Genomic DNA, 21912 nt, shown 5'->3' with positions numbered 1-21912 from the left:
GCGCTCCTGTAGGCGTCACGCCTCGTCGTCCGCGGGGCGCGGGAGCGGCTTGCCGCGGCGGGCCATCTCGGCCTCGAAGAGGCGCTGGAACTCCTGTGCGGACTCGTTGAGTTCGATCGGGGCGTCCTCGTCCGGGTCGATGCCCCGGGCGCGCAGCTTCTGGTCCAGCACCATGATCGGGTCCTCGGGGTCCTGGTCGGAGGGGCGCGGTCCTTCGGGCCCGTCCGGGCCGAACCGGACGGCCCGTTCCACCCGGATGATCCGCAGGAAGCGTTCCTCGACGGTGAGTTCGCAGCCCTTCTCGGCGTCGAGCCGGTCCGCCGCCTCGGCGTAGCGGGCCCGTTGCCGAGGGGTCAGCCGGCGCTCGACCGGGTCGGTCACGCGCAGCCGCATCGACAGGATGTCCTTGGCGCGGAAGGGCGTGGGCGCGTCCATGATGCCGGTGGGGCGCCACTGGCCGCCGACCCGCTCCGCGACGGTGAAGGCGGCGGGCAGCAGCACGACGCCCGGGTGGGTCACGTCCGAGCGCAGCGCGTCCGCGCGGACGTCGGGCGGGAAACTGCCTTCGAGAGGCACCAGTTGGAGGAGGTCGGCCTTGAGGATGCCCGTGGACACCCCGGTCGGCAGGGCGGGGTCCATCACGAAGCCGGCGGCCGGGTCCAGGGCGTCGCCGAGGTCCCGCTCCTCGTGGTCGTCGGGGTCGCTGGAGCGCGGCGGTTCCGGGCCGTCGGAACCGCTGTTGATGTACCGCTCAGCCCGTACCACGCGGTAGCGGACGTCGACTTCGACCTCGTCGATCTTCTCCCACTCCAACCGCTCGGCCACGGCCAGGTACGCCTGCTGCGCCTCGGTGTCGCCGGCCGTCTCCGCCTCGGCGGCCCGCCGGCGGCAGATCGCGCCCATGTCCTCGCGGGCGGACTGCGGTTCGCATTCGACCATGGAGGTGCACAGCTCCCAGCCGCCTTCGGGCCGCTCGCGGGCGACACCGAAGACCGGGCCGCCGGCCGACAGGATCCGCGGGTACCTCTCGCGCGCCGCCTGCGCCTCGATCTCCGTGATCTCCGCCACCGGGCCGTCGGGGGCGGCCATCCTGATGGAGAGGTACCCAGGAACGTCGTCAGGGAAGTTCACCATGCCCTCATGATGCAACCGGCCGACGGCCACGCACAGGCGAACCACCGGTTCCGTCTCCTCCCGGCGAGTCTGATCGAAAATGGACATGATCATGGCCGGAGTGAGCCGATTCAGGGCCGGATTCTGCACCCTTCCGATCATGCCGATGCCTTCCCGGGCTGTCGCAGGGTTGTGACAGAGCGGTGCCGGTTCTCTGACGAGTTCCTCATGACGTGCACGTAGGGTCCCTCCCATGGCAGAGAAGCGGGCGGGGACGGGTATGCGGAAGTTCGGGCACGGGCTGCGGCTGATCGGGATCAGCGTGGTGGCCGGTGTGGTGGCGGCGGGGATCGCGCTGCCGGCGGTGGCGGCGGCCGGGCTGGGGGCCCAGTCGGCGGCGGACGACTTCCAGAGCCTGCCCGACGACTTCAAGACGCCGGCGCTGTCGCAGGCCTCCACGATCCTGGACGCGCAGGGCGGCACGATCGCCACCGTGTACGACCGCGACCGCACCGTCGTCCCCGCCGACCAGATATCCCCGCTGGTGAAGACCGCGCTGGTGGACATCGAGGACAACCGCTTCTACGAGCACGGCGCGATCGACCTCAAGGGCGTGCTGCGCGCCGTGGACAAGAACGCCTCCTCGGGCACCACCCAGGGCGCGTCCACGCTGACCCAGCAGTACGTGAAGAACGTCTTCGTCGACGAGGCCGGGGAGGACCCGCAGAAGGTCGCGGAGGCGCAGCGGCAGACCGTCGGCCGCAAGATCCAGGAACTGAAGTGCGCGATCAAGGTCGAGGAGACCCTCGGCAAGGACCAGATCCTCGCCAACTACCTGAACATCACCTTCTTCGGGGAGAAGGCGTACGGGATCGAGTCCGCCGCGCGGCGCTACTTCGGCGTCCACGCCAAGGACCTCACCCTGCCGCAGGCCGCGATGCTGGCCGGCCTGGTGCAGTCGCCCAGCGGCTACGACCCGGTGGTCAACCCGACCGCGGCCAAGGAGCGGCGGGACACCGTGCTGCGCAAGATGGCCGAGTTCGGGCACATCACCAAGGAGCAGGCCCAGCAGGCCATCGCGACCCCGCTGGGCCTGAACGTCCAGGCGCCGCAGCAGGGTTGCATCCTGGCCAAGCAGGGCGAGGGCTTCTTCTGCGACTACGTGCGCAAGGTAGTGCTCACCGACCCGGCGTTCGGGAAGTCGGCCGCCGAGCGGCAGGCGGTCTGGAAGCGCGGCGGGCTGCAGATCCACACCACGCTCGACCCCAAGGCGCAGGCGGCGCTGTACAGTTCGGTCACCGACCACGTGAACGCCGGCGACCAGGCGGCGACCGCGATGAGCATCGTCGAGCCCGGCACCGGCAAGATCCTCGCGATGGGCCAGAGCCGCCCGTACGGCGTCGACGACAAGCAGCACCAGACCCAGATCAACTACAACGTCACCAAGGCCATGGGCGGCGGGCTCGGCTTCCCGACCGGCTCGACGTTCAAGCCGATCGTCGCCGCGGCGGCCCTGGAGAACGGCCTCACGCCGAGCCAGAGTTACACCACCGACTACAGCATCCCGTGGCCGGCGATGAAGGACTGCTCGGGCGCCAAGTTCCCCTCGTCCGGGCAGGTGCACAACGACAGCCCCACCCTCACCGGCCAGTTCACCATGAAGACGGCCATGGCGCAGTCGGTCAACACCTACTTCGCGAAGCTGGAGGCCGACACCGGCCTCTGCGGCGTCGCCCAGATGACCAACAAGCTCGGCATCACCGAGCAGGCGGGCGGCGAGAAGCTCCAGGTCGTGCCGTCGATGACGCTCGGCAGCAACGACCTGACCCCGCTGGCGATGGCGAGCGTCTACGCGGCCTTCGCCGCCCACGGCACCTACTGCGCGCCGACCGCCGTCACCTCGATCACCGGCCCCGACGGCAAGCAGCTGGCCCTGCCGCAGGCCGGCTGCTCCTCCGTGATGTCCGCGGACACCGCCGACACCGTCACCGCGATGCTCAAGGGCGTGGTCGAGGACGGCACCGGCAAGGCGGCCGGCCTCGACGGCCGCGACAGCGCGGGCAAGACCGGCACCACCAACGAGAGCCGCCAGGTCTGGTTCGTCGGCTACACCCCGGAGATGGCCGGCGCCACCGTCGTCAGCGACACCGACAACCCCAAGCCGCTGGACGGCCAGCGCATCGGCGGCAAGGTGGTGGGCCAGGCCTTCGGCGGCACCCTGGCCGGCCCGATCTGGCGCGACGCCATGGACGGCGCCCTCTCCGGCGTCCCGGCCGGCACCTTCCCGGCGGTCCCGCTGCCGTAGCGCGGTGGCGGGCCGGTGGGGAGTGGACGAAGTGTGGGTGTGCGGCAGTAGGGTGCGGCGTTCGGGAGTTGACCGGGTGTCCGGTCGACGGGGGGCGACCGCGTGAGGACCTTGGCGTGACCTACGGAGAGCAGAACCCGTACCAGCAGCGGGGGTACGGGCAGGGGCAGGGGTACGGGTACGGGCAGGGGTACGGGTACGGCCATGGGTACGGGCGCCGGGTCCCGCTGTGGCAGCGCTTCCGGGGCGAGGAGTGGCCCACGCTGCGGGAGTTGCTGGCACCGGCGCGCGGCGCGATCCGCGGCTGCGTGCTGCTGCCGCTGCTCTTCTGCCTCTGGCCGTTCCTGCTCTTCCTCGGGCTCTACCCGATGGCGCGCTCGGCGCGACGGCTGGCCCGCCGGGTGTTCGTCGTGCCCGGGCCGCGCGGAATCACCGACCACGTGGTGCTGCGGGTGCAGCGGATCCGGGGCTGGCTGGCGCTCGTGGCGGGCTTCGCGGTCCTCGCGGTCTACGGGACGCCGGACGACTGGAGCGAGGCCAACGACCAGTTCCAGCTCCGGCTGACGATCACGCCCTGGCTGGTCCTGGTGACGGCCCCGGCCGTGGTCGGGGTGCTGTTCCGGCTCGCCGGCCCCGCGGCGCGGCCGGCCATGCGGGCACAGGTCCGCCCGGCGGTGCTGATGGCGCTGCAGTACGTCGGCGCCTGCACGGCGGTGCCGGTGCTGCTCTGGCTCGCCGCCCAGGCGCGGGGAATGGTGCAGGTGCTGCTGGTCGGAAACCTGTTCGACATACTGGTCCTGGCCGCGCCGATCTGGGCGCTGATGTTCGTGGCCTTCGCCTCGCCGACGGTGGTCCGTACGGCCTTCACCCTGGACCGGGTGCACGCCGTCTTCCCGCCGGTGCTGACGGGCGTCCTGGTGTGGGAACTCGCCGTGATCGGCCTGCTGTTCGGTGGCCTGCCGCCCGGCCCGCTGCCCGTCGAGCTGGCCGCCGTCGTCGGCGGCCCGGCGACGGTCACGGCCGTCGCCTGGTGGGAGGTCCGGCGGCTCCGCACCCACTTCGGGGTGACGCTGCGCGGGGCGGCGGGTGCGGGTGGTTCGGGTGGTTCGGGCGGTGCGGGCGGTGTGGGCGGTACGGGCGGCCGGTAGGACGAAGAGGAATGAACCGGGCGGAACGGGGCAGACGGCCACCGCACCCGAGGCCTCCGGGGGAGGAGGCCTCGGGGAGCCGGCCGGGCCGGGCTGTCGGCGGACGGTCCGGCCCGGCGGGGCACGGGCGGGCTCGGTCTCTCAGAGCGCGGTGTGGGCCAGCCAGTGCTGGAGGAGAGCGTGGTCGCCGGTGACCGTCACCCGGCCGTCCGTCGCGGGGAGACGGCGGGAGAGGACGAGGAGGAGGTCGGGGGTGGTCCCGGACACCACCACGTCGGCTTCGACCGGGCCTGGTTCCCAGTGCGGCCCCTGGGGCGTTCTGGTGATCACCCAGCCTTCCGCGGTGCGTGGCCGCAGGCCGATCCGCTGGCCGTGGCCGGGGAGTCGGGCGAGGTCCGGGCGGGCGGCCGCCAGGGCGGGTGTGGTGAGGAGGTCCAGGGTCTCGCTGACGGTGTCGGCCGCGAGGTCGTCCGGGAGGTCGAAGGCGGTGCCGGTCGCGGCGGCCGCGTCGTAGTGGTGGACACAGGTGTCGCTCACCATCCGGCGCAGGCAGAACGCGGCCGGGCGTGGCCCGAGGAAGGTGTGGACGGGGGCGTCCGGGCCGGCGTTCCGGACCGCATGGATCAGGTCCTCCGCGCCTTCGTGCAGCCAGTCGGCCCAACCGGCCGAGGGCCCGGGGTCGGCCCGGGCCGGGTCGGGTGCGGGCAACGGCTGGCCCGTGCGGACGAGTTCGGCCGCCCATCGGTGTTCCTCGCCGAGGTGTCCGACGAGGGTGCGCAGCGACCAGCCGGGGCAGGTGGGCACCGGGGCCTCCGGGGCCTGCCCGGCGACCGCGCGGGCGAAGGCGGCGGTCTGTGCGCGCAGGCCCTCCACGAGCCGTACGGGGTCCAGCGTCGACGTCATGACGACAACTCCTCTCTCGGGGTGACGCCGGTACCGTAGGAGCTCCAGTCCGGTGGAGGTTCAAGTGCCCTTGCTCGATGAGACCTTGGGGATCGGCGAGCTGGCACGGCTGACCGGCCTGCCGGTGCGGACCGTCCGGTTCTACTGCGACGAGGGCATCGTCGACTCGGCGCGCAGTACGGGCGGGCACCGCAGGTTCGACCGGGCCGCCGTGGAACGGCTCGCCCTGGTCCGGCGGCTGCGCGGGCTGGGCCTCGGGCTGCCCGCGATCAGGCGGGTGCTGGTCGGCGAGCACACCGTGGCGGAGGCAGTGGCCGCCGAACGGGCCGCGCTCGACGTCCAGTTGGCCGACCTGGCCTGGCGGCGGGCCTCGCTGCGCGCCGTCGAGGAGACCGGACCGGCCGGACGGGCCGTACGGCTGGACCTGCTGGCGGCCGCGCAGAACGGCCGCGCCGCCCACGACGCGCTGACCGACTTCTGGCGGCGAGCGCTCACCACGCCGGTTTCGGAGGCGATGTTCGCCGCGTTCGTGACCGCCGCCGTCCCCGAGCCGCCCGCCGACCCGTCCCCGGCGCAGGTGGTCGCCTACGCCGAACTGTTCGCCCTGGCCGGGGACCGGGAACTGACCCGGCTCCTGCTGGCGATGGGACGGGCCAACGCCGAACTGGTCGCGGACGAGGTCGGCCTGCTGGCCGGGATCGGCGAGGCCTGCGCGCTGGCCCGCCCGATGGTGGGGACGGGCGAACCGCCCCGCGAGGGCCCCGAACTCGACCGGTTCGTCGCAGCCCACGCCGAGGCGCGCGGAGGCATGGACACCCCGCCCTTCCGAGGCGGACTACTGGCCCACGTGGCCGCCGACCGCGACCCCCGGATGCGGCGCTACTGGCGCCTCGTCGCCGAGGCCGGCGGCGACCCGGCCACACCGGGCGCCGCCCACCTGTGGCTGACTGACGCCCTGGCTCAGTCGGTGGGGGAGAGGACATGAGAAAGCGGTGCCTCGCCCGGCTCGGACGAGGCACCGCTCAGAGGGACGTCCTTACAGGAGCCCGAAGTCGAACTCGCCGGTGGCGACGGCGGAGATGAAGGCGGCGTGAGCGGCGCGGTCGATGGCCAGGGCGGGACCATTGGGGTCCTTGGAGTCACGGATGTAGGAGACCGGACCGCCCGGGATGGCAACCTCGACGCAGTTCTGATTGCCGCCGCTGTAGCTCGATTTCTTGAAGGTCAGCTGGGTCACTTGATCTGTTCTCTCTGTGCGGTGATGAAGGCGAGCGAGGAGTCGACCGGAAGGGCCTCGGCGGTGATCTCCTGGAACTTCGCCCGGTACAACTCGACATCGGCCGGGTCCTCGACCCAGAACGCGTTCAGCAGCCCTTCGACGAACACGACGTCGAGATCCTTCCGCTGAGGGAATCCGAGCAAGGTGAACGCTCCGCTCATGCCCGGGTGGATGGCCGCACCGGCAGGCATGATCTGGATGTTGACGTTCGCCAGCCGGCCCAGCGTGAGCAGCTTGTCGAGTTGCGGGCCCATGATGTCGGGCCGATTCGCGTTCGCACGGAGTGCAGCTTCATGGATGACCGCCCAGACCTCAACCGGGTTTGGGCGGGTGAGGATGGACTGCCTCGCCAGGCGGACCTGCACCAGGTCGTCAACCGTGCCGCCCTTCATGGTCCGGAGTCGATCGATGACCAAGCGGGCGTAGTCGGCAGTCTGGAAGAGGCCCGGGATGAAGGCGGGTTCGTAGGTCTTGAAGGCCGACGCCTCGGTTTCGAGCGTGATCAGGTCGGTGGAGTAAGCGTCGATCACGTCGCGGTAGCTCAGCCACCAGCCGCGCTTGCTGCCGTCCTTGGTGATGGCGATCAGGCCGGCGCGGAACTCCGCGTCGTCGCAGCCGTAGTGGTCGAGGAGCTTGTTGACGTCCTCGATCTTGGCCGCCGTGCGGGCGTTCTCGATCCGGTTCAGCTTGGCCAGACTCATGCCGGTGGCGTCGGCTGCCGTGTCCGCTGCGATCTTCTTCTGCTCCCGCAGCCTGCGAAGCTCCTCGCCCAGCCGACGACGCCGAACGGTTGATACCGCCATGCTGTGCCCCTCCTGACCCATCGGTTGACCAGTCTGCCCTTGTCTGCCGCGTAGGCGCTGCCGACAACTGGCAGAGAATGGCACCGAATTCGGGTTCGATATCGCGCTGGACTCCGCCGCGTGACCGCCGCCGACGGCCGGCCCATCGAGCCGGACGACTCGCTGATGCGCACCTACACCGAACCGGAGGTCGCCTACCTGATCGCCGAACTCCAGGAGCGAGGGCGCGAGTTCGGCCTGCTCTGGCCGTCCGCCACCACGGACAGCGTCGTGGACGGCCGCGTCCTCGTCCGCTTCGGCAACGCGCCGGCCAGCACCGTCCTCAACCTCCTCACTCTCCTTCGCGAGCACGCGAAGCCCGAGGACGGCCCGTGCGACTCCTGATCGGCCTGGCGGCCCTCCTCGCCATCGCCGTCGTCGCGCTCGGCGCCGTCGCCGCCCGGCGGATGCCCCACCACCCGGACCGCGACCGCCAACCGGCGGCCTGACCCCCGCCCCCGCTCCGGCCGCCCGGCAGACCCACCGGGCGGCCGAGGCATGCACAGGAAGTCGGACCCGCCGACTTCTCGTGCACCATCGCCCGAGGGGTCATCCAACGTTCCTCAGAGGAGTCCGAAGTCGAACTCGCCGCTGGCGACGGCGTGGATGAACGCCTGATGCGCTGCCCGGTCGATGGCCAGCGTGGGGCCGTTCGGGTCCTTTGAATCGCGGATGAACGAGACCGGGCCACCCGGGACGGCGACCTCGACGCAGTTTTCGTTGCCGCCGCTGTACGTCGACTTCTTGAAGGTCGGTTGGGACACTCGGTCCTGCCTATCTCTCTGCGACGAGGAGGGCTTTCAAGGGGGACGCCCTCCCGTCGGGCGGCCACGGCATGCACAGGAAGTCGACCCCGCCGACTTCTCGTGCCACAGCCCATCCGACGGACGGCACGTGTGTGAAACGACGTCAGTGCCGCCGAAGGTGACCGGCGTAGCTCTCCGTGCCCATCGCCACCGGCCCGCGGGAACCGGCCCGCCCGGCGTGGGGCCGAACGGTCGAATCTGTTGGCGAGCTGTTCCTGGACGAACCGGTGGTCATGGGGCGGAGGCTATGAATGGGGCGCCTGATCCCTCAAGGACATCGACCTCAGGAGAGACATGATGCGCCCCATCGCAAGGGCCGGTCTCGGCACGGCCGCCGCGCTGATCACCCTTCTCGCCGCCGCCCCCGCCGCGACCGCCACGCCGACCACCGGATCCGCCGACCCCGTCGCCCGGGACCGGGCCATCACGCTCATCGGCAGGCTCGCGCAGCAGACGTTCTTCCCCGTCAACCCCGGTGGCGCCCCCGCCCAGGGAGACCGGACCGTCTTCCGCTCGGTGCTCTCCGATCTGGACGGCAACCAGGTCGGCGAGACCGGCGGCACGTGCACCACCACCCGCACCGACAACGGCGGCGCGGAGGAGTGCACCGTGACCTACACCCTCCCGGGCGGCCAGATCACCGCCCAGGGGATGGTCTTCGGCCACCTCAACCCGGGCCCGCCCCCCTCCTTCGACAACGCGATCACCGGCGGCACCGGGGACTTCGCCCGCGCCCGCGGCTCGATCCACGCCGACACGGTCGCTCCGGGCGCGAGGCGCTTCATGATCGACCTCGACAGCTGACCGCCCCTGCGGCCGGGTGCCGACCGGCGAACGGCCGCAGGCGGTCAGGCATGCAGTGACGCACGGGGCCGGCCGCCGAGGACCTTCGGGGAAGCGGGGGCCATGCCCACGGACACAGCCCCGCCCGGGTTCGCCTGGGCGGGGCTGCGTTACCGGCGCCGACGGTTTGACGATCGAGCCGGACGACCTGCGGCACGTGTGTGACATGGCGTCAATGTCACCGGCTGCGACCGGTGTAGCTCTCCGTGCTCATGGCGATCAGTACGTGCCTGAAGGGGCTTGCGACCCGTGCTCCACGGCGGTTGACTGGAGGGAGACGAATCATCTGCCATCCCACCCGATGCCTTCCGGGATTCGCCGGCCGAGGTGAATCCGCGAACCCCTCAGGCCGCGATGGCCACGTGCGGTGAGCGGAATTCCGATGGGATGCGCTCCCGGTCATGATGCGGGGCCTGTGGCCAGGGGTCCGCGGTTCGGCGCCCGCGAGGCGGTAGCTGATGCAGGAGGTCAGGTCATGACTTGGCAAGTTCCGCCGGCCGGAGCGCCCCGATGGTTCCTGGCCCACGGGCAGGCCGCCCAGTTCGGTTACACGTTCGGCGGCGTCTACCAGGGGCCCCAGTACGTCGAGGCGAAGCTCGACTTCAGCAGTGGTCCCGCGGATCCGCGCGACCTCGTCGTCCAGTGGCACGGCCTGGAGAACCGCGCGGTGTTCGGCGGCGCGCAGGACAACTACATCGTGGGCATCTGGAACCCGTCGAGCGTCGACATCTGGTTCCACCTGGACGGAGGCGGCGTGACATGACGCACGAGAGCGGTACGGCGGCCAGACTGCTCGTCCTGGCGGACGAGCAGGGCAACATCATCGCGGCATCCGCCGTTCCCGAGCCCGGGGCAGCGAGCGCGGACGCCCCTACATCCACCGGAGTCCGCGCGTCGGAGGGCAGGGTGCTGCACGAGGTCTCGCTGCCCGAGGGGCGGCTGCGGGCCGTAGCGGGCGAATCCCTCGGGGACTACTACGTAGCCGTCGAGGGCGGCGAGCCGAGGCTGGTCAAGCGGTCCTCGGGCAACGCGGGGGCCTGACACCCCGACCCGCTCGCCTGCCACCCACCTACGGAATGCGATCCGTGGATCTTCGCCATAGCCGGTGTGGCCGACACCGTCCGGAGACGGTGCCGGCCACACCGGCCGTAGCGGTGGCAGATCTCGCTCGTCAGAGGAGTCCGAAGTCGAACTCGCCGGTGGCGACGGCGTGGATGAACGCCTCGTGGGCCGCCCGGTCGACGGCCAGGGCGGGGCCGTTCGGGTCCTTCGAATCGCGGATGAACGAGACCGGGCCGCCGGGGATGGCGGCGACCTCGACGCAGTTGTCGTCTCCCGCGCTGTGCGTGGACTTCCTGTAGATCGGCTGGGTCACTCGGTCCTGCCTATCTGTGCGACGAAGGGGGGCTTCCAGGTTCGACGCCTTCCCATCGAGCGGCCACGACATGCACGAGAAGTCGATCCCACCGACTTCTCGTGCACTGTCCGTCAGAGGAGCCCGAAGTCGAACTCCCCCGCGGCGACGGCGTGGATGAACGCCTCGTGGGCCGCCCGGTCGACGGCCAGGGCGGGGCCGTTCGGGTCCTTCGAATCGCGGATGAACGAGACCGGCCTGCCCGGGACGGCCGCGACCTCGACGCAGTTGTCGTTTCCGCCGCTGTGCGTCGACTTCTTGAACCTCGGCTGGGTCACTCGGTCCTGCCTATCTGCGCGACGGGGAGCCCTTTCAAAGCCGACGCCTTCCCATCGAGCGGCTGCGGCATGCGCGCGCCCTGCCCCCGCGCTACTCCGCGAGGTCCGGTGTGTCGCTGAGCCCGAGCCGTAGGTGCTCGATGTGGTAGACGGCCTGGTCGAGGAGGGCGGCGACGTGGTTGTCGTAGAGCGCGTAGACGACCTGGCGGCCCTGGCGCTGTCCGACGACCAGGCCGAGGTTGCGGAGCAGTCGGAGCTGGTGGGAGCAGGCGGACTGTTCGAGGCCGACCTCGGTGGCGAGTTCGGTGGCGGCGCAGGGGCCTTCGCGCAGGCGGGAGAGGATCAGCAGGCGGGAGGGGGTGGCCAGGGCCTGCAGGGTGGTGGCCACCCGGGCAGCGCTGGTGGCGTCCAGGCGCGTGTGCGGGACGGCGGTGGTGGGGGCGGCTCCATGACCCATGCGCCAATAGTACAACTGATGCATGAAGGAGCGTTCATATGTTCATGTATGGTGAGTGGGTCATCGGCCCCGCCCTGCCCCGAAGGTCCCCGCCATGCCCTCCACCACCCTCATCGAGCGCCCCGCACCCCCCGCCGCGCTCCGCCCGGACACCGCGCCCCGGCGGCGCACCCGGGTGCTCTCGCTGCCTGAGGCCCGCTGGGCCGCCGCCGCGACGCTGCTGTTCCTGGTCGCGCTGCCGCTCCAGCTGACCGGCGCCCCCGGCTGGGCCTGGGGCCCGCTGTACGCCCTCGCGTACGCCACCGGCGGCTGGGAGCCCGCCTGGGAGGGGCTGCGGGCGCTGCGCGGGAGGACCCTCGACGTCGACCTGCTGATGATCGTCGCCGCGCTCGGCGCCGCCGCCGTCGGCCAGGTCATGGACGGCGCGCTGCTGGTCGTCATCTTCGCCACCTCCGGCGCCCTGGAGGCCCTCGCCACCGCCCGTACCGCCGACTCGGTGCGCGGGCTGTTCGACCTCGCCCCGGCCACCGCCACCCGGCTGCTGCCCGACGGCCGGGAGGAGACCGTGCCGACGGGAGGGCTCGCCGTCGGCGACACCGTCCTGGTCCGGCCGGGGGAGCGGATCGGCGCCGACGGGCGGGTGCTCGACGGCGCCAGCGACGTCGACCAGGCCACCATCACCGGCGAGCCGCTGCCCGTGGCCAAGGAGCCCGGTGACGAGGTGTTCGCCGGCACCCTCAACGGGACCGGCGCGCTGCGCGTGCGGGTCGACCGGGACGCCGCGGACTCGGTGATCGCCCGGATCGTCGCGATGGTCGAGGAGGCCGCCGAGACCAAGGCGCCGACCCAGCTGTTCATCGAGAAGGTCGAACAGCGCTACTCGCTCGGCATGGTGGCCGCGACCCTCGCCGTCCTCGCCGTGCCGCTCGCCCTCGGCGCGGACTTCACCGGCTCGCTGCTCCGGGCGATGACCTTCATGATCGTCGCCTCGCCCTGCGCCGTCGTGCTGGCCACCATGCCGCCGCTGCTCTCCGCGATCGCCAACGCCGGACGGCACGGCGTCCTGGTCAAGTCCGCCGTGGTGATGGAACGCCTCGGCCAGACCGACGCCGTCGCCCTCGACAAGACCGGCACCCTCACCGAGGGCACCCCGAGGGTCGGCGAGATCCACCCGCTGACCGGCTCGGGGCTCACCCGCGACGACCTGCTCGCGCTCGCGGCCGCCGCCGAGCACGCCAGCGAACACCCGCTCGCCCGGGCCGTCGTCGACGCCGCCCGCGGCCGCGGGCTCACCCCGACCCCGGCCGAGGACTTCGCCTCCGTCCCCGGCGCCGGGGTCACCGCCACCGTCGGCGGCCGGGTGGTCGCGGTCGGCGCGCCGGTCCGGCTGATCAACGGCCGCACCGACACCGCCTCGGCCGAAGCCGCCGCGCTCGCGGCCGACCTGGAGGAAGCCGGCCGCACCGTCGCCCTGGTCGAGGTGGACGGCCGCCCGGTCGGCCTGCTCGGCCTCGCCGACCGGCTGCGCCCGGACGCCGCCGCCACCGTCGCCGCGCTGACCCGCCTCACCGGCCGCACCCCGGTGCTGCTGACCGGCGACAACCCGCGCGCCGCCGCCCGGGTGGCCGCCGAGGTCGGCATCACCGAAGTCCGCGCCGGGCTGCTGCCGCGGGAGAAGGTCGCCGCCGTACGGGGCGCGGAGGCCGACGGGCGGAAGGTGCTGGTGGTCGGCGACGGCGTCAACGACGCGCCCGCCCTCGCCGCCGCGCACACCGGCGTCGCGATGGGGCGGGCCGGCTCCGACCTGGCCCTGGAGACCGCCGACGCGGTGGTCGTGCGCGACGAACTGGCCACTGTCCCGGCCGTGGTGGCGCTCTCCCGGCGGGCCCGGAGCCTGGTGGTGCAGAACCTGGTGATCGCCGGGGTGTTCATCTCGGTGCTGGTGGTCTCGGACCTGGTCGTCACCCTTCCGCTGCCGCTGGGCGTGCTCGGCCACGAGGGCTCGACCGTCCTGGTCGGCCTCAACGGGCTGCGGCTGCTGCGCGAGGCGGCGTGGGTCAGGGCCCGCGCGGAGGGCGGGGGCTGAGGGCGGGTTCTGAGGGCCCGCCGGCTCACCCCGGTGGGTGCTACTCGGCCTCGGCGGGGCCGGCCTCCGGTGCGGCGGCCTCGGCGGCCGGGGCCTTCTCCATGGCGGTCATCCGCGGCAGCAGCACCAGTACGGCCACCAGCAGGACGAGCAGCAGGGTGCCGCCCATGACCAGCGGGGTCCGGATGCTGGTGACGGAGGCGATCCAGCCGCTGAGCGCGGCGCCGGTCATGATGCCGAGCCGGCTCAGCAGCATGTAGCAGCTGTTGACCCGGCCGAGCAGCTCCTTCGGCACGGCCTGCTGCCGCAGCGAGATCGCCTGGATGTTCCAGGTGACGATGGCGAAGCCGATCACCCCGTACAGCGCCGCGACCTCGAACACCGAGGTGCTGAACGCCATCAGGATCAGCGACACGCCCATCAGCAGGAAGGACAGCGCGATCCGGGTGCCCCGGCCGAGCAGGCGGCTGAGCCGGCCGGCCAGGGTACTCGCCGCGGTGCCGCCGATCGCGCCCGCCGCGAGGACGATGCCGTAGGAGGCGGCGGGGGCGTGCACGACCTTGGTGACCATCAGGACCATCATGGTGGTGCCCATGAAGCAGGTCAGCGCGCCGAGGGTGGAGAGCACGGCGAGCATCCGCACCTCGCGGTGGTGGAACAGCCAGTCGACGCCCTCGCGGATCTCGGTGAGCACCGGCCGGCCGGCCGCGGCGCGGGCGGCGGTGGAGCGGCCGGTCGCGGCGACCAGGGCGGCGGCGAGCGCGAAGGAGACGCCGTCCACCGTGAAGGGGAAGCCGGCGGCCACGGCGAACAGCGCCGAGCCGAGCAGCGGGCCGATCAGGTTGCCGCCGACCAGCATGTTGGCCTGCATCCGGCCGTTGGCGGCGTCGAGTTGGTCGGGGCGGACCAGCTCCGGGACGGCCGAGGTGGCCGCGTTGGAGAACACCGTCTCGCCGCAGCCGAGCAGGAAGGCCAGCGCGGCGAGCGCGATCAGCGGCGGGGTGGCGAGGAAGACCCAACACGCGAAGCCGAGGACGACGGCGGCGCGCAGGGCGTCGATCGTCCACATCAGCCGCCGCCGGTCGGCCCGGTCGGCGAGCACGCCGCCGTACAGCGACATCAGCAGGAAGGGCAGCGAGCCGGCGACGGAGACCACCGAGACCGCGCTGGGCGAGTCCGAGACGGCCACCGCGAGCAGTGGCAGGGCCGAGTCGCGCATGCCGTCGCCGACCGAGGAGACCGCCGAGGCAGACCACAGCAGGGTGAACTTCCGGCCCAGTTGCGGACGGCTTTTGGATGGCTTCTCGGCCAGGTCTGCTGCGGTCACCGACGCAGTATGTCATGTCCGCGGAGTAACGCTCGGGCGGATTCCGAACTGCCCGGGCTGTCCCGAACTGCCCGTGTCGGCAAGGAAGTCGTGGTCGTCCCGGGCTGTCCGGACTGTCCTGCGGGTTTGCGAACTCTTGAGGCTGCCACGGGCCTTTCTTGGGAGGAGCCCGCGCCCCCGGCCGAGCCCTGGGAGAGACCTGGGAGAGCCCCGGGAAAGCCCTGGGAGAGTCCCGGCCGGCACCCGGCCGACAACCGCGCCGTCCGCGCGCGCGGCGGACGGCGCGGAGGCGCGGTGTCGCGGTGGCGGTCAGTGCTTCGGGACGGCGTCGGCGCTCTCCGGGAGCGGGTAGGCGCCGGGGTCGACCGGTCCGGGGAGGTCGGTCGCCGGGCGGCCGGGGGCGGTCGGGTCGGGCAGCGAGGGCTGCGCGGGCGGGGCCGGGACCTGACTGAACGGGATGCCGGGCGGCGCCTGCACCGGTGTCGTGCGGCCGGCGGGCACCGGGCCGCGGCCCTGGAGCCCGCAGCCGGCCAGGGTCTCCAGGCCCTCCGGGCTCTGTACGGCGGGCCGGTTGCCGGTGAAGCAGTTGGCCGGGTCGACGGAGGCCAGGGTGAGGTCGGTGCCGTTGCCGGTGACGAGGTTGCCCTCGACGCGGTTGCCGCTCGCCGGGTGGCCGGGCGGGTCGGTGATGATGATCCCGACCGCGCGGTTGCCCCGCACGAGGTTGCGCTGCACCTGGTTGGCCGTACCGCCGCCGATCCCGATGCCGATGCCGAAGGCGCCGTCGGCCTGTTCGGGGGTGTCGGCGGCGTTGTTGTCGGTGACGACGTTGCCCGCGATGACCGCGCCGTGCTGCGGGGCGAGCGCCTCCAGGTCGTTGGAGTTGACGGTGACACCGACCCGGTTGCCGGCGACCCGGTTGGCGACGATGCTCAACCCGTCGGAGGCGTTGGTGAGTTCGATGCCGACGGCGTTGCGCTCGACGGTGTTCCCGCGCACCAGGGTGTCGCAGGGCTTGCACTGCCCGACGTAGATGCCGGAGTCCGCCTGCCCCGAGGCGTACGAGTCCTCGATCACGCCGCCGCGCGCGTCGAAGGCGTAGATGCCGTACAGGCCGTTGTCGTACGCGGTGACACGGGTCGCGCGGAAGCCCTGGACGGGCGGGAAGCGGGCGGTGTCCAGCGGGTCGTAGGCGGAGCCGCCGGCGCCGCGCTGCTGCAGCTTCTCGTCGGTGACGCCGGTGAACAGGACGCCGTTGGCGAGGTAGCCGTGGACGGTGAGGTTCTCCACCACCGAGCCCGGGCCGGTGACGGTGACGCCGTTGGCGAGGCGCACGCCGCCGTCCAGGACCACGGTGTTGCGGTCGGTGCCGCGCAGCACGATCCGGGGCTTGGTGATCCGGACGCTCTCCCGGTAGGTGCCCGGATCGACCAGGACGGTGTCGCCCTCGTGGGCCACGTCCACGGCCTGCTGGACGGTCGGGAAGTTCTGCGGGACGCGGACCACCGTGCCGCCCGGGTGCTTCGCGTCGGAGGAGGCCGAACCGTTCGAGGAGCAGCCGGAGAGGACGAGCGCGGCGGCGGTCAGCAGAACGGGGACGACGTGCCGGAGCGCGCTCTTGGGCGGGTGCGGCGCGGTGTCCGTTGTGGCGGAAGGAGATTGACGAGTGGTCAAAAGTTGCATAATGCGTGTTCTATCGTCTCCAATGGCGGCCATGCATGCCGAAAGCGGAAAGGCGCAGGACCGGCCACGAACCGTCGGAACCGGAGTGGACCGACGGGCCCTGCTCGCAGGCGGGGCGGTGCTGGCCGCCGGGGTCGGCGCGGCGGCCACCGCACTGGTCCGCGGCGGCGACGGCGGACGGGCCGCGGCGCCGCCGCCCGAGCCGCCCGTCCCCTTCTTCGGCGCGCGGCAGGCCGGGGTGACGGCCCCACAGCAGCCGGCCACCCAGCTGCTCGCCCTCGACCTGGCGCCCGCCGCCGCCTCGGACGGCCGCGCCGCCCTGCGCGCCCTGCTCGGGGAGCTGACCCGGATCCTGGCCGAGGCGGCCGGCGGCACCTCGGCCGACGCCCGCCTGCACGGCGGGCAACCGGCGAGGCTGGACGGCCTGGTGGGGGTCGGGCCCGGGCTCGCCGCCCGGCTGGGGCTGAACGTTCCGGCGCCGGTCCTCGCCGAGCTGCCCGCCTTCCCCGGCGACCGGCTCGACCCGGCGCGCGGCGGCGGCGACCTGCTGCTCCAGCTGTGCGCGTCGGACCGCTGGCCGCTGTCCGTCGTCGCCGAACAGGTGACCGCGGCGGCCGGCGCGGCGGGGGCGACCGTACGGTGGACGCAGTCCGGCTTCCTGCCGCGGACCGCCGGCGGCGCCACGCCCAGGAACCTGTTCGGCTTCAAGGACGGCACGGCGAACCCGGACGAGGACGCCGCCCGGCAGTGGGTCTGGGGCCCGCCCGGCCCGTACGAGCACGGCACGGTGCTGGTCTACCGGCGGATCCGGATGGACACCGCCGCCTTCGCCGCCCTCCCCGCGGACCGGCGGGAGCTGGCGATGGGCCGCCGCGCGGGCGACGGCGCCCCGCTCACCGGCACGGCCGAGCACGACGAGCCGGACATCTACGCGAAGAACCCCGACGGCTCGTACGTCATCCCGGCCACCGCCCACGTCCGGCTCTCCAGCCCCCGGCTGGACGGCGGCGCCCGGATGCTGCGGCGCGGCTACAGCTACGACGACGGGCCGGGCGACCGGGGCCTGCTGTTCTGCGCCTTCATGCGGGACCCGGCGCAGTTCACCCGGGTGCAGAACCGGCTGGCGGCGCGGGACGCGCTCAACGCGTTCCTGGAGCACACGGCGTCGGCGGTGGTGTACGTGCTGCCGGGGGCGCCGGAGGGCGGGGTGCTGGGGGCGGGGCTGTTCGGGTGAGCCGCCGGACCGCGCCGCCGACGGCTTCGGCGGCGGCGCGCCCCAGCTGAGTCACCAGGTGACGGGGATCCGGGCCGGGCTCCTGGTGGTGGTGCCCAGCTGCCAGGCGACGTCCGCGACCGGCGTGGTCAGCCGCAGGCCGGGCAGGGCGGCGGCGAGCCGCTGGAGGGACTCGCGCATCTCCAGGCGGACCCGCCAGGCGCCGATGCAGTAGTGCGGACCGGCGCTGAAGGCGAGGGTGGGGGCAGCGAGCGGGAGGTCGAGGTCGGCGTCGAGGCCGTCCGGGTAGACCGCCGGGTCGCGGTTGGCGCTGCCCAGACTGATGGCGACGACGGCGTCGGCCGGGATGACGGTGCCGCCCAGCTCGATCGGCTCGGTGGCGCGGCGGATCGTGGCCTCGTCGTCCCCGAGCGGGATGAAGTGGAGCAGGCGTTCGGCGGTGCGTTCGGCGGTGTCCGGGTCGGCCAGGCGCGGCCAGTGGTCGGCGCGCTCGCCGAGGAGGTAGACGAGGGCGTTGCCGAGGGCGCCGGCGACGCTCTCGTTGCCGCTGGCGGTGAGCCCGGCGACCAGGTGGACCAGCGACTCCTCGGGAATGCCGCCGTCGTGGTCGGCGGCCAGGACGAGGCGGCTGACCAGGTCGTCGCCGGGCTCGCGGCGGCGGCGCGCGATCAACTCGGTGGTGAAGGCGGCGTATTCGGCGAGGGCGTCCGCGTTCGTACCGTCGGCGCCCGGGCCTTCCGCGTCCGGTTCGCCCGCGTCCGGTTCGCCGCCCTGGGCGAGCAGGGCGAGGGTCCAGCGGTGCAGCCGCTCCTCGTCCAGGCCGTCCGGTCCGTCGCCGTCGAGCCCCATCAGCCGGGTGGTGACGGCGAAGGGCACCGGCCGGGTGAACGCGGCGGCCAGGTCGGCGGGCGGCCCGGCGGCGACCAGCGCGTCCACGGACTGCTGGATGGCGGCCGCGACCCAGGGCTGCCAGCCGGCGATGGCGCGCGGGGTGAAGGCCCGTTGGACGGTGCCGCGCAGGCGCCGGTGGGCCGGGCCGTCCTGGTTGAACAGGGAGGCCGGGTTGGCGGCCACGTCGGCGGTGGCGCCCGCGGTGCCGACGTCGTGCAGGTCGGCGCGGGTGACCCGGGGGTCGCCGAGCACCTGGCGGACGTCGTGGTAGCGGGTGACCAGCCAGGCGGGGGTGCCGTCCGGGAGGGTGGTCGGGTGGGGCGGCCGGACGGGGGAGACGGGGAGGCGGTGGAGCGGGGGGAGGGCGGTCCGGGTGTCGGTGACGGAGTCCATGGGGCCCTTCGGAGGTCGGCGGGTCGGCGGGGTGGGCGGGCCGAGCGGTCGACGGGAGGAAGGAGTCCGGGGCATCCAACTGTCATATTTTCATAGGGAATTGGACGCTTATGACGCTTCTCCCGTTGTGCCCGATGGTATGCCCACGACCGGACCGGCGGGCAGGAACGGCCGGAGCGCGCCCAGAACGGCGCCGATGCAGGCGTCGCGCAGCTCGTCGCGGCCGCAGGACTCCTCGGTCAGCCAGTCGATGACCAGTACCCGGACGAACACCAGCCAGCTGCGCAGGATCTGCGACACCGCCCGCCGCGCCGTCTCGTCCGCGAGCGGGAGGACGCCGAGCAGCCGGCCGCGCAGGGCGTTGAGCTCCTCGGTGATGATCGTCTGGATCACCTGGTCCCCGGCCAGCACCCGGTTGGCGGCGAGCACGGCGTGCCGGTTGGCGATGAAGTAGTCCAGGTGGGCGTCCATGCCCTCGACGAGCTGCTCGACCAGGGTGTCGGCCGGGTCGAACCGGGACTTGGCGAGCAGCTCGTCGGCGGCCTGCCGGTAGACCTCGGCGAACAGCTCGTGCTTGCTCGCGAAGTGACGGTAGAGCAGCGCCCGCGACACCCCGGCCTGCTCGGCGACCTCCTCCATCAGCACCTCCTCGTACGGGCGGGCGGCGAAGAGCCGGGCGCCGACGGCGAGCAGCTGGGCCCGGCGCTCGGCGGGGGAGAGGCGGCGGCGCGGTGCGTGGACTGGCATGCGCGCCAGGTTACTTGACACATGTCTACTTACCGGCGCTAGCTTAGTAGACACGTGTCAACCAGAGCCGAGGGCGTGCCGAGGACGGCGCGCCCCGGCCGGACCGGAGACGGGTGGGTGGGTCATGGCCAGGACGCTGCGGGTGCTCACGTGGACGATGGGGGTCGCCTGCGTGGCGATCGGCTTCCTCCACATCCTGCTGGGGAACGCCGCGATGCCCGGGACCGCGGACGCGGGGCCGACGGTCGGCAGCTTCGGCCGCTTCATGGGCGCGGTCTTCGCCGGCTACGGCGCGGCCTGGATCCAGGCCGCCCGGCAGACGCCGGTGCCCGCCCGGACGGTGCGGTGGCTGGCGGCGGTCCTTCTGCTGGGCGGCCTCGCGCGGGTGCTCTCCCTCGCGGTGGACGGCCGGCCGCACGGCTTCCAGCTGGTGCTGATGGCGATCGAACTCGGCCTGGCACCGGTCTACTTGCTGCTCGCCGACGCGGACGAGCGGGCGCACTCGTCCGCGCGGCGCGGCATCGGCGGTACGGGAGTTCAGGCCACCGGGGTGTAGCCCCCCAACTGCTCGGCCAGCGCGCCCGGGTCGGCGGTGGCCCCGGTGAGCGCGACGTAGCCGTCCGGCCGGACCAGCACGACGGCGGCGCCGCGCAGCCCGTACGCCCGGGCGGCGTGGCCGTCGGGGTCGAGGACGGCGGCCCGGCGCAGCGGGGTGGGGGTGTGCGGGTCGGCCCCGGTCGGCAGGCCGTCCGGCGCCAGGTGGTCACCGAAGGTCAGCAGCGTGAAGTGCGGGCCGCGGAAGAGGTCGAACAGCCGGGTCGGTGTGCCGTCGGCGGTGGTGCAGGGCGCGTCGGGGGCGCGGTCGCCGGCCCGGATGCCGGTGGTGTCGTCGAGGTCGCGGCCGAGCGGCCCGCCCCGGTAGCCGACGGAGAGGCCGGTGAAGTCGGAGCCCCCGGCGGCCGGATCGACGAACTGCGCGGTGAGCGCGCGGGCACCGTCCGCGCCGAAGAAGGCCCGGTGCTGGGCGGAGGTGGCGGCGAGGACGGCACGGGCGACGGGCAGCCGCTCGCTCTGGTAGCTGTCGAGCAGTGCGTCGGGGGCGCCGTGCAGGACGGCGGCCAGCTTCCAGCTCAGGTTGTGGGCGTCCTGGATGCCGGTGTTCATGCCCTGCCCGCCCGCCGCCGAGTGGCAGTGCGCCGCGTCCCCGGCGAGCAGCACCCGGCCGTCCCGGTAGCGCTCGACCATGCGGACCGTCGGCCGCCAGACGGTGGACCAGACCGGCTCGTGCAGGGTGACCCCGGCCAGTCCGGCCCGTTCGGCGAACAGCCGACGGAAGGTGTCCCCGGTCGGGGCCGCGGTCGTGGTCGCGCCGTGCTCCTCCGGGTCGACGGAGGCGTGCACGGCCCAGTTGCCGTCCGCCCTCATCGGGACCATCGCCAGCGCGCCGACGCCGAACCGGGGGTCGTTCCAGATGTGCATGGCGTCGGTGTCCAGGCCGTCGACCTCCATCGAGGCCATGAGGAACCGTTCCTCCTCCCAGGTCTCGCCGAGGAAGGGGATGCCGGCCAGCTTGCGGACGCTGCTGCGGCCGCCGTCGCAGCCCACCAGGAAGCGGGCGCCCAGCCGCTCGGTGCGGTCGCCGCGCCGGACGGTGGCGAGCACGCCGTCCGCGTCCTGGACGTACGAGACCAGCTCGGTGTCCGTCTCGACGGTGACGCCGTGCTCGGCGAGCCGGTCGCGCAGCACCGCCTCGGTGTGGTGCTGGCCGAGCAGCAGCGTGCCGGCGTACGGGCGGTCGGGGGTCGGGCGGATTCCGGGCGCCGGGTCCACCTCGCGGATGAACCGGCTCCCCTCGTACGTCCGGACCTTGAGGTCGAGCCTGCCGAGGTCGAGGATCGCGTCCACCACGCCGAGGTCGTCGAAGACCTCCAGCGTGCGCGGGTTGACGCCCTTGCCGCGGACGCCGCGGTCGCGGAACCCCGGCTCCCGCTCGATGACCCGGCAGTCGACGCCGGCGCGGGCCAGCCCGAGGGCGAGCGCGAGGCCCACCGGGCCGGCGCCGACCACCAGGACGTCGGAGCGGGCGGTGGTGTGGGCGGTGGTGTGGTGCGTTGTGCGCATGACGGATCTCCCCCTGGCCGGAGGATCCCGACCATAAGATAC

Annotated in this window: 23 protein-coding genes; 10 read left to right on the top strand and 13 right to left on the bottom strand. The window is 73.2% G+C overall.

What is annotated here, in order from left to right; genetic code table 11:
* Positions 1–15: 15 nt before the first annotated feature.
* A complete protein-coding gene (locus tag ACYP53_RS27715; protein ID WP_189916883.1) occupies positions 16–1134 on the bottom strand; it encodes a DUF5954 family protein in 1119 nt (372 codons plus the stop codon).
* Positions 1135–1366: 232 nt separating this feature from the next.
* Between ACYP53_RS27715 and ACYP53_RS27710 the strand changes: the two genes are divergently transcribed.
* Both ACYP53_RS27710 and ACYP53_RS27705 read left to right on the top strand, forming a co-directional pair.
* Positions 1367–3418, top strand: coding sequence for a transglycosylase domain-containing protein (locus tag ACYP53_RS27710; protein ID WP_459649427.1), 2052 nt, complete (start codon positions 1367–1369; stop codon positions 3416–3418).
* Positions 3419–3534: 116 nt separating this feature from the next.
* Complete coding sequence (locus ACYP53_RS27705; RefSeq protein ID WP_459649426.1) at positions 3535–4566, top strand: hypothetical protein; 1032 nt, start codon at positions 3535–3537, stop codon at positions 4564–4566.
* Positions 4567–4707: 141 nt separating this feature from the next.
* On the opposite strand, the gene ACYP53_RS27700 is transcribed toward ACYP53_RS27705, so the two are convergent.
* On the bottom strand, positions 4708–5469 hold the full coding sequence (locus ACYP53_RS27700; protein WP_459649425.1) for a maleylpyruvate isomerase family mycothiol-dependent enzyme: 762 nt from the start codon (positions 5467–5469) through the stop codon (positions 4708–4710).
* Between the two features lie 64 nt (positions 5470–5533).
* Here ACYP53_RS27700 and ACYP53_RS27695 point away from each other — a divergent pair, with 64 nt between their 5' ends.
* Complete coding sequence (locus ACYP53_RS27695; protein ID WP_459649424.1) at positions 5534–6454, top strand: MerR family transcriptional regulator; 921 nt, start codon at positions 5534–5536, stop codon at positions 6452–6454.
* 51 nt (positions 6455–6505) lie between these two features.
* On the opposite strand, the gene ACYP53_RS27690 is transcribed toward ACYP53_RS27695, so the two are convergent.
* Together ACYP53_RS27690 and ACYP53_RS27685 are read right to left on the bottom strand one after the other, a co-directional pair.
* Positions 6506–6706, bottom strand: coding sequence for a DUF397 domain-containing protein (locus ACYP53_RS27690; protein WP_459649423.1), 201 nt, complete (start codon positions 6704–6706; stop codon positions 6506–6508).
* A complete protein-coding gene (locus ACYP53_RS27685; RefSeq protein WP_459649422.1) occupies positions 6703–7551 on the bottom strand; it encodes a DUF5753 domain-containing protein in 849 nt (282 codons plus the stop codon). The genes ACYP53_RS27690 and ACYP53_RS27685 overlap by 4 nt, the downstream gene beginning before the upstream one ends.
* A 120-nt stretch (positions 7552–7671) precedes the next feature.
* Between ACYP53_RS27685 and ACYP53_RS27680 the strand changes: the two genes are divergently transcribed.
* On the top strand, positions 7672–7935 hold the full coding sequence (locus tag ACYP53_RS27680) for a hypothetical protein (protein ID WP_189916899.1): 264 nt from the start codon (positions 7672–7674) through the stop codon (positions 7933–7935).
* A 218-nt stretch (positions 7936–8153) separates the two neighbouring features.
* Here the strand turns inward: ACYP53_RS27680 and ACYP53_RS27675 are convergent, their stop codons facing one another.
* The gene (locus tag ACYP53_RS27675; protein ID WP_459649421.1) at positions 8154–8354 is read right to left on the bottom strand and encodes a DUF397 domain-containing protein; all 201 of its coding nucleotides are present in this window, start codon (positions 8352–8354) and stop codon (positions 8154–8156) included.
* A gap of 336 nt (positions 8355–8690) precedes the next feature.
* Here ACYP53_RS27675 and ACYP53_RS27670 point away from each other — a divergent pair, with 336 nt between their 5' ends.
* From ACYP53_RS27670 to ACYP53_RS27660, 3 genes are all read left to right on the top strand, one after another.
* On the top strand, positions 8691–9200 hold the full coding sequence (locus tag ACYP53_RS27670; RefSeq protein ID WP_459649420.1) for an allene oxide cyclase barrel-like domain-containing protein: 510 nt from the start codon (positions 8691–8693) through the stop codon (positions 9198–9200).
* A 514-nt stretch (positions 9201–9714) separates the two neighbouring features.
* A complete protein-coding gene (locus ACYP53_RS27665; RefSeq protein WP_189916905.1) occupies positions 9715–10002 on the top strand; it encodes a hypothetical protein in 288 nt (95 codons plus the stop codon).
* 143 nt (positions 10003–10145) lie between these two features.
* Entirely contained in the window at positions 10146–10280 is a 135-nt protein-coding gene (locus tag ACYP53_RS27660) for a hypothetical protein (protein ID WP_268256579.1), read from the top strand.
* Between the two features lie 130 nt (positions 10281–10410).
* On the opposite strand, the gene ACYP53_RS27655 is transcribed toward ACYP53_RS27660, so the two are convergent.
* The 3 genes from ACYP53_RS27655 to ACYP53_RS27645 all read right to left on the bottom strand — a co-directional run bounded on the left by ACYP53_RS27655 (position 10411) and on the right by ACYP53_RS27645 (position 11388).
* Positions 10411–10614 carry a DUF397 domain-containing protein gene (locus ACYP53_RS27655; protein WP_459649419.1) on the bottom strand — a complete coding sequence of 68 codons (204 nt, stop codon included), beginning with the start codon at positions 10612–10614 and terminating at the stop codon, positions 10411–10413.
* Between the two features lie 113 nt (positions 10615–10727).
* Positions 10728–10931, bottom strand: coding sequence for a DUF397 domain-containing protein (locus ACYP53_RS27650; RefSeq protein WP_459649418.1), 204 nt, complete (start codon positions 10929–10931; stop codon positions 10728–10730).
* Between the two features lie 91 nt (positions 10932–11022).
* Complete coding sequence (locus ACYP53_RS27645; protein ID WP_189916906.1) at positions 11023–11388, bottom strand: ArsR/SmtB family transcription factor; 366 nt, start codon at positions 11386–11388, stop codon at positions 11023–11025.
* Between the two features lie 94 nt (positions 11389–11482).
* On the opposite strand from ACYP53_RS27645, the gene ACYP53_RS27640 reads away from it, so the two are divergent.
* Positions 11483–13474 (top strand): heavy metal translocating P-type ATPase, encoded by a 1992-nt coding sequence (locus tag ACYP53_RS27640; protein ID WP_459649417.1) that lies wholly within the window; start codon positions 11483–11485, stop codon positions 13472–13474.
* Positions 13475–13514: 40 nt separating this feature from the next.
* On the opposite strand, the gene ACYP53_RS27635 is transcribed toward ACYP53_RS27640, so the two are convergent.
* The gene (locus ACYP53_RS27635; protein WP_189916911.1) at positions 13515–14801 is read right to left on the bottom strand and encodes an MFS transporter; all 1287 of its coding nucleotides are present in this window, start codon (positions 14799–14801) and stop codon (positions 13515–13517) included.
* Between the two features lie 309 nt (positions 14802–15110).
* A complete protein-coding gene (locus tag ACYP53_RS27630) occupies positions 15111–16475 on the bottom strand; it encodes a right-handed parallel beta-helix repeat-containing protein (RefSeq protein WP_459649416.1) in 1365 nt (454 codons plus the stop codon).
* 94 nt (positions 16476–16569) lie between these two features.
* On the opposite strand from ACYP53_RS27630, the gene ACYP53_RS27625 reads away from it, so the two are divergent.
* Positions 16570–17718, top strand: a complete 1149-nt coding sequence (locus tag ACYP53_RS27625; RefSeq protein ID WP_459649415.1) for a Dyp-type peroxidase — start codon at positions 16570–16572, stop codon at positions 17716–17718.
* A gap of 51 nt (positions 17719–17769) precedes the next feature.
* On the opposite strand, the gene ACYP53_RS27620 is transcribed toward ACYP53_RS27625, so the two are convergent.
* Positions 17770–19002, bottom strand: coding sequence for a cytochrome P450 (locus ACYP53_RS27620; protein WP_459649414.1), 1233 nt, complete (start codon positions 19000–19002; stop codon positions 17770–17772).
* A 108-nt stretch (positions 19003–19110) separates the two neighbouring features.
* Entirely contained in the window at positions 19111–19749 is a 639-nt protein-coding gene (locus tag ACYP53_RS27615; RefSeq protein WP_459649413.1) for a TetR/AcrR family transcriptional regulator, read from the bottom strand.
* Positions 19750–19873: 124 nt separating this feature from the next.
* Here ACYP53_RS27615 and ACYP53_RS27610 point away from each other — a divergent pair, with 124 nt between their 5' ends.
* On the top strand, positions 19874–20305 hold the full coding sequence (locus ACYP53_RS27610) for a DUF4345 domain-containing protein (RefSeq protein WP_459649412.1): 432 nt from the start codon (positions 19874–19876) through the stop codon (positions 20303–20305).
* Here ACYP53_RS27610 and ACYP53_RS27605 read toward each other — a convergent pair.
* A complete protein-coding gene (locus ACYP53_RS27605; RefSeq protein ID WP_459649411.1) occupies positions 20287–21870 on the bottom strand; it encodes an FAD-dependent monooxygenase in 1584 nt (527 codons plus the stop codon). The two genes, ACYP53_RS27610 and ACYP53_RS27605, sit on opposite strands and share 19 nt — an antisense overlap.
* Positions 21871–21912: the final 42 nt, after the last annotated feature.

It is taken from the genome of Kitasatospora sp. Ki12 (assembly GCF_054601375.1).
Note: the sequence above shows the minus strand (reverse complement) of the source record. Positions and strands in the feature narration are given on the sequence as shown.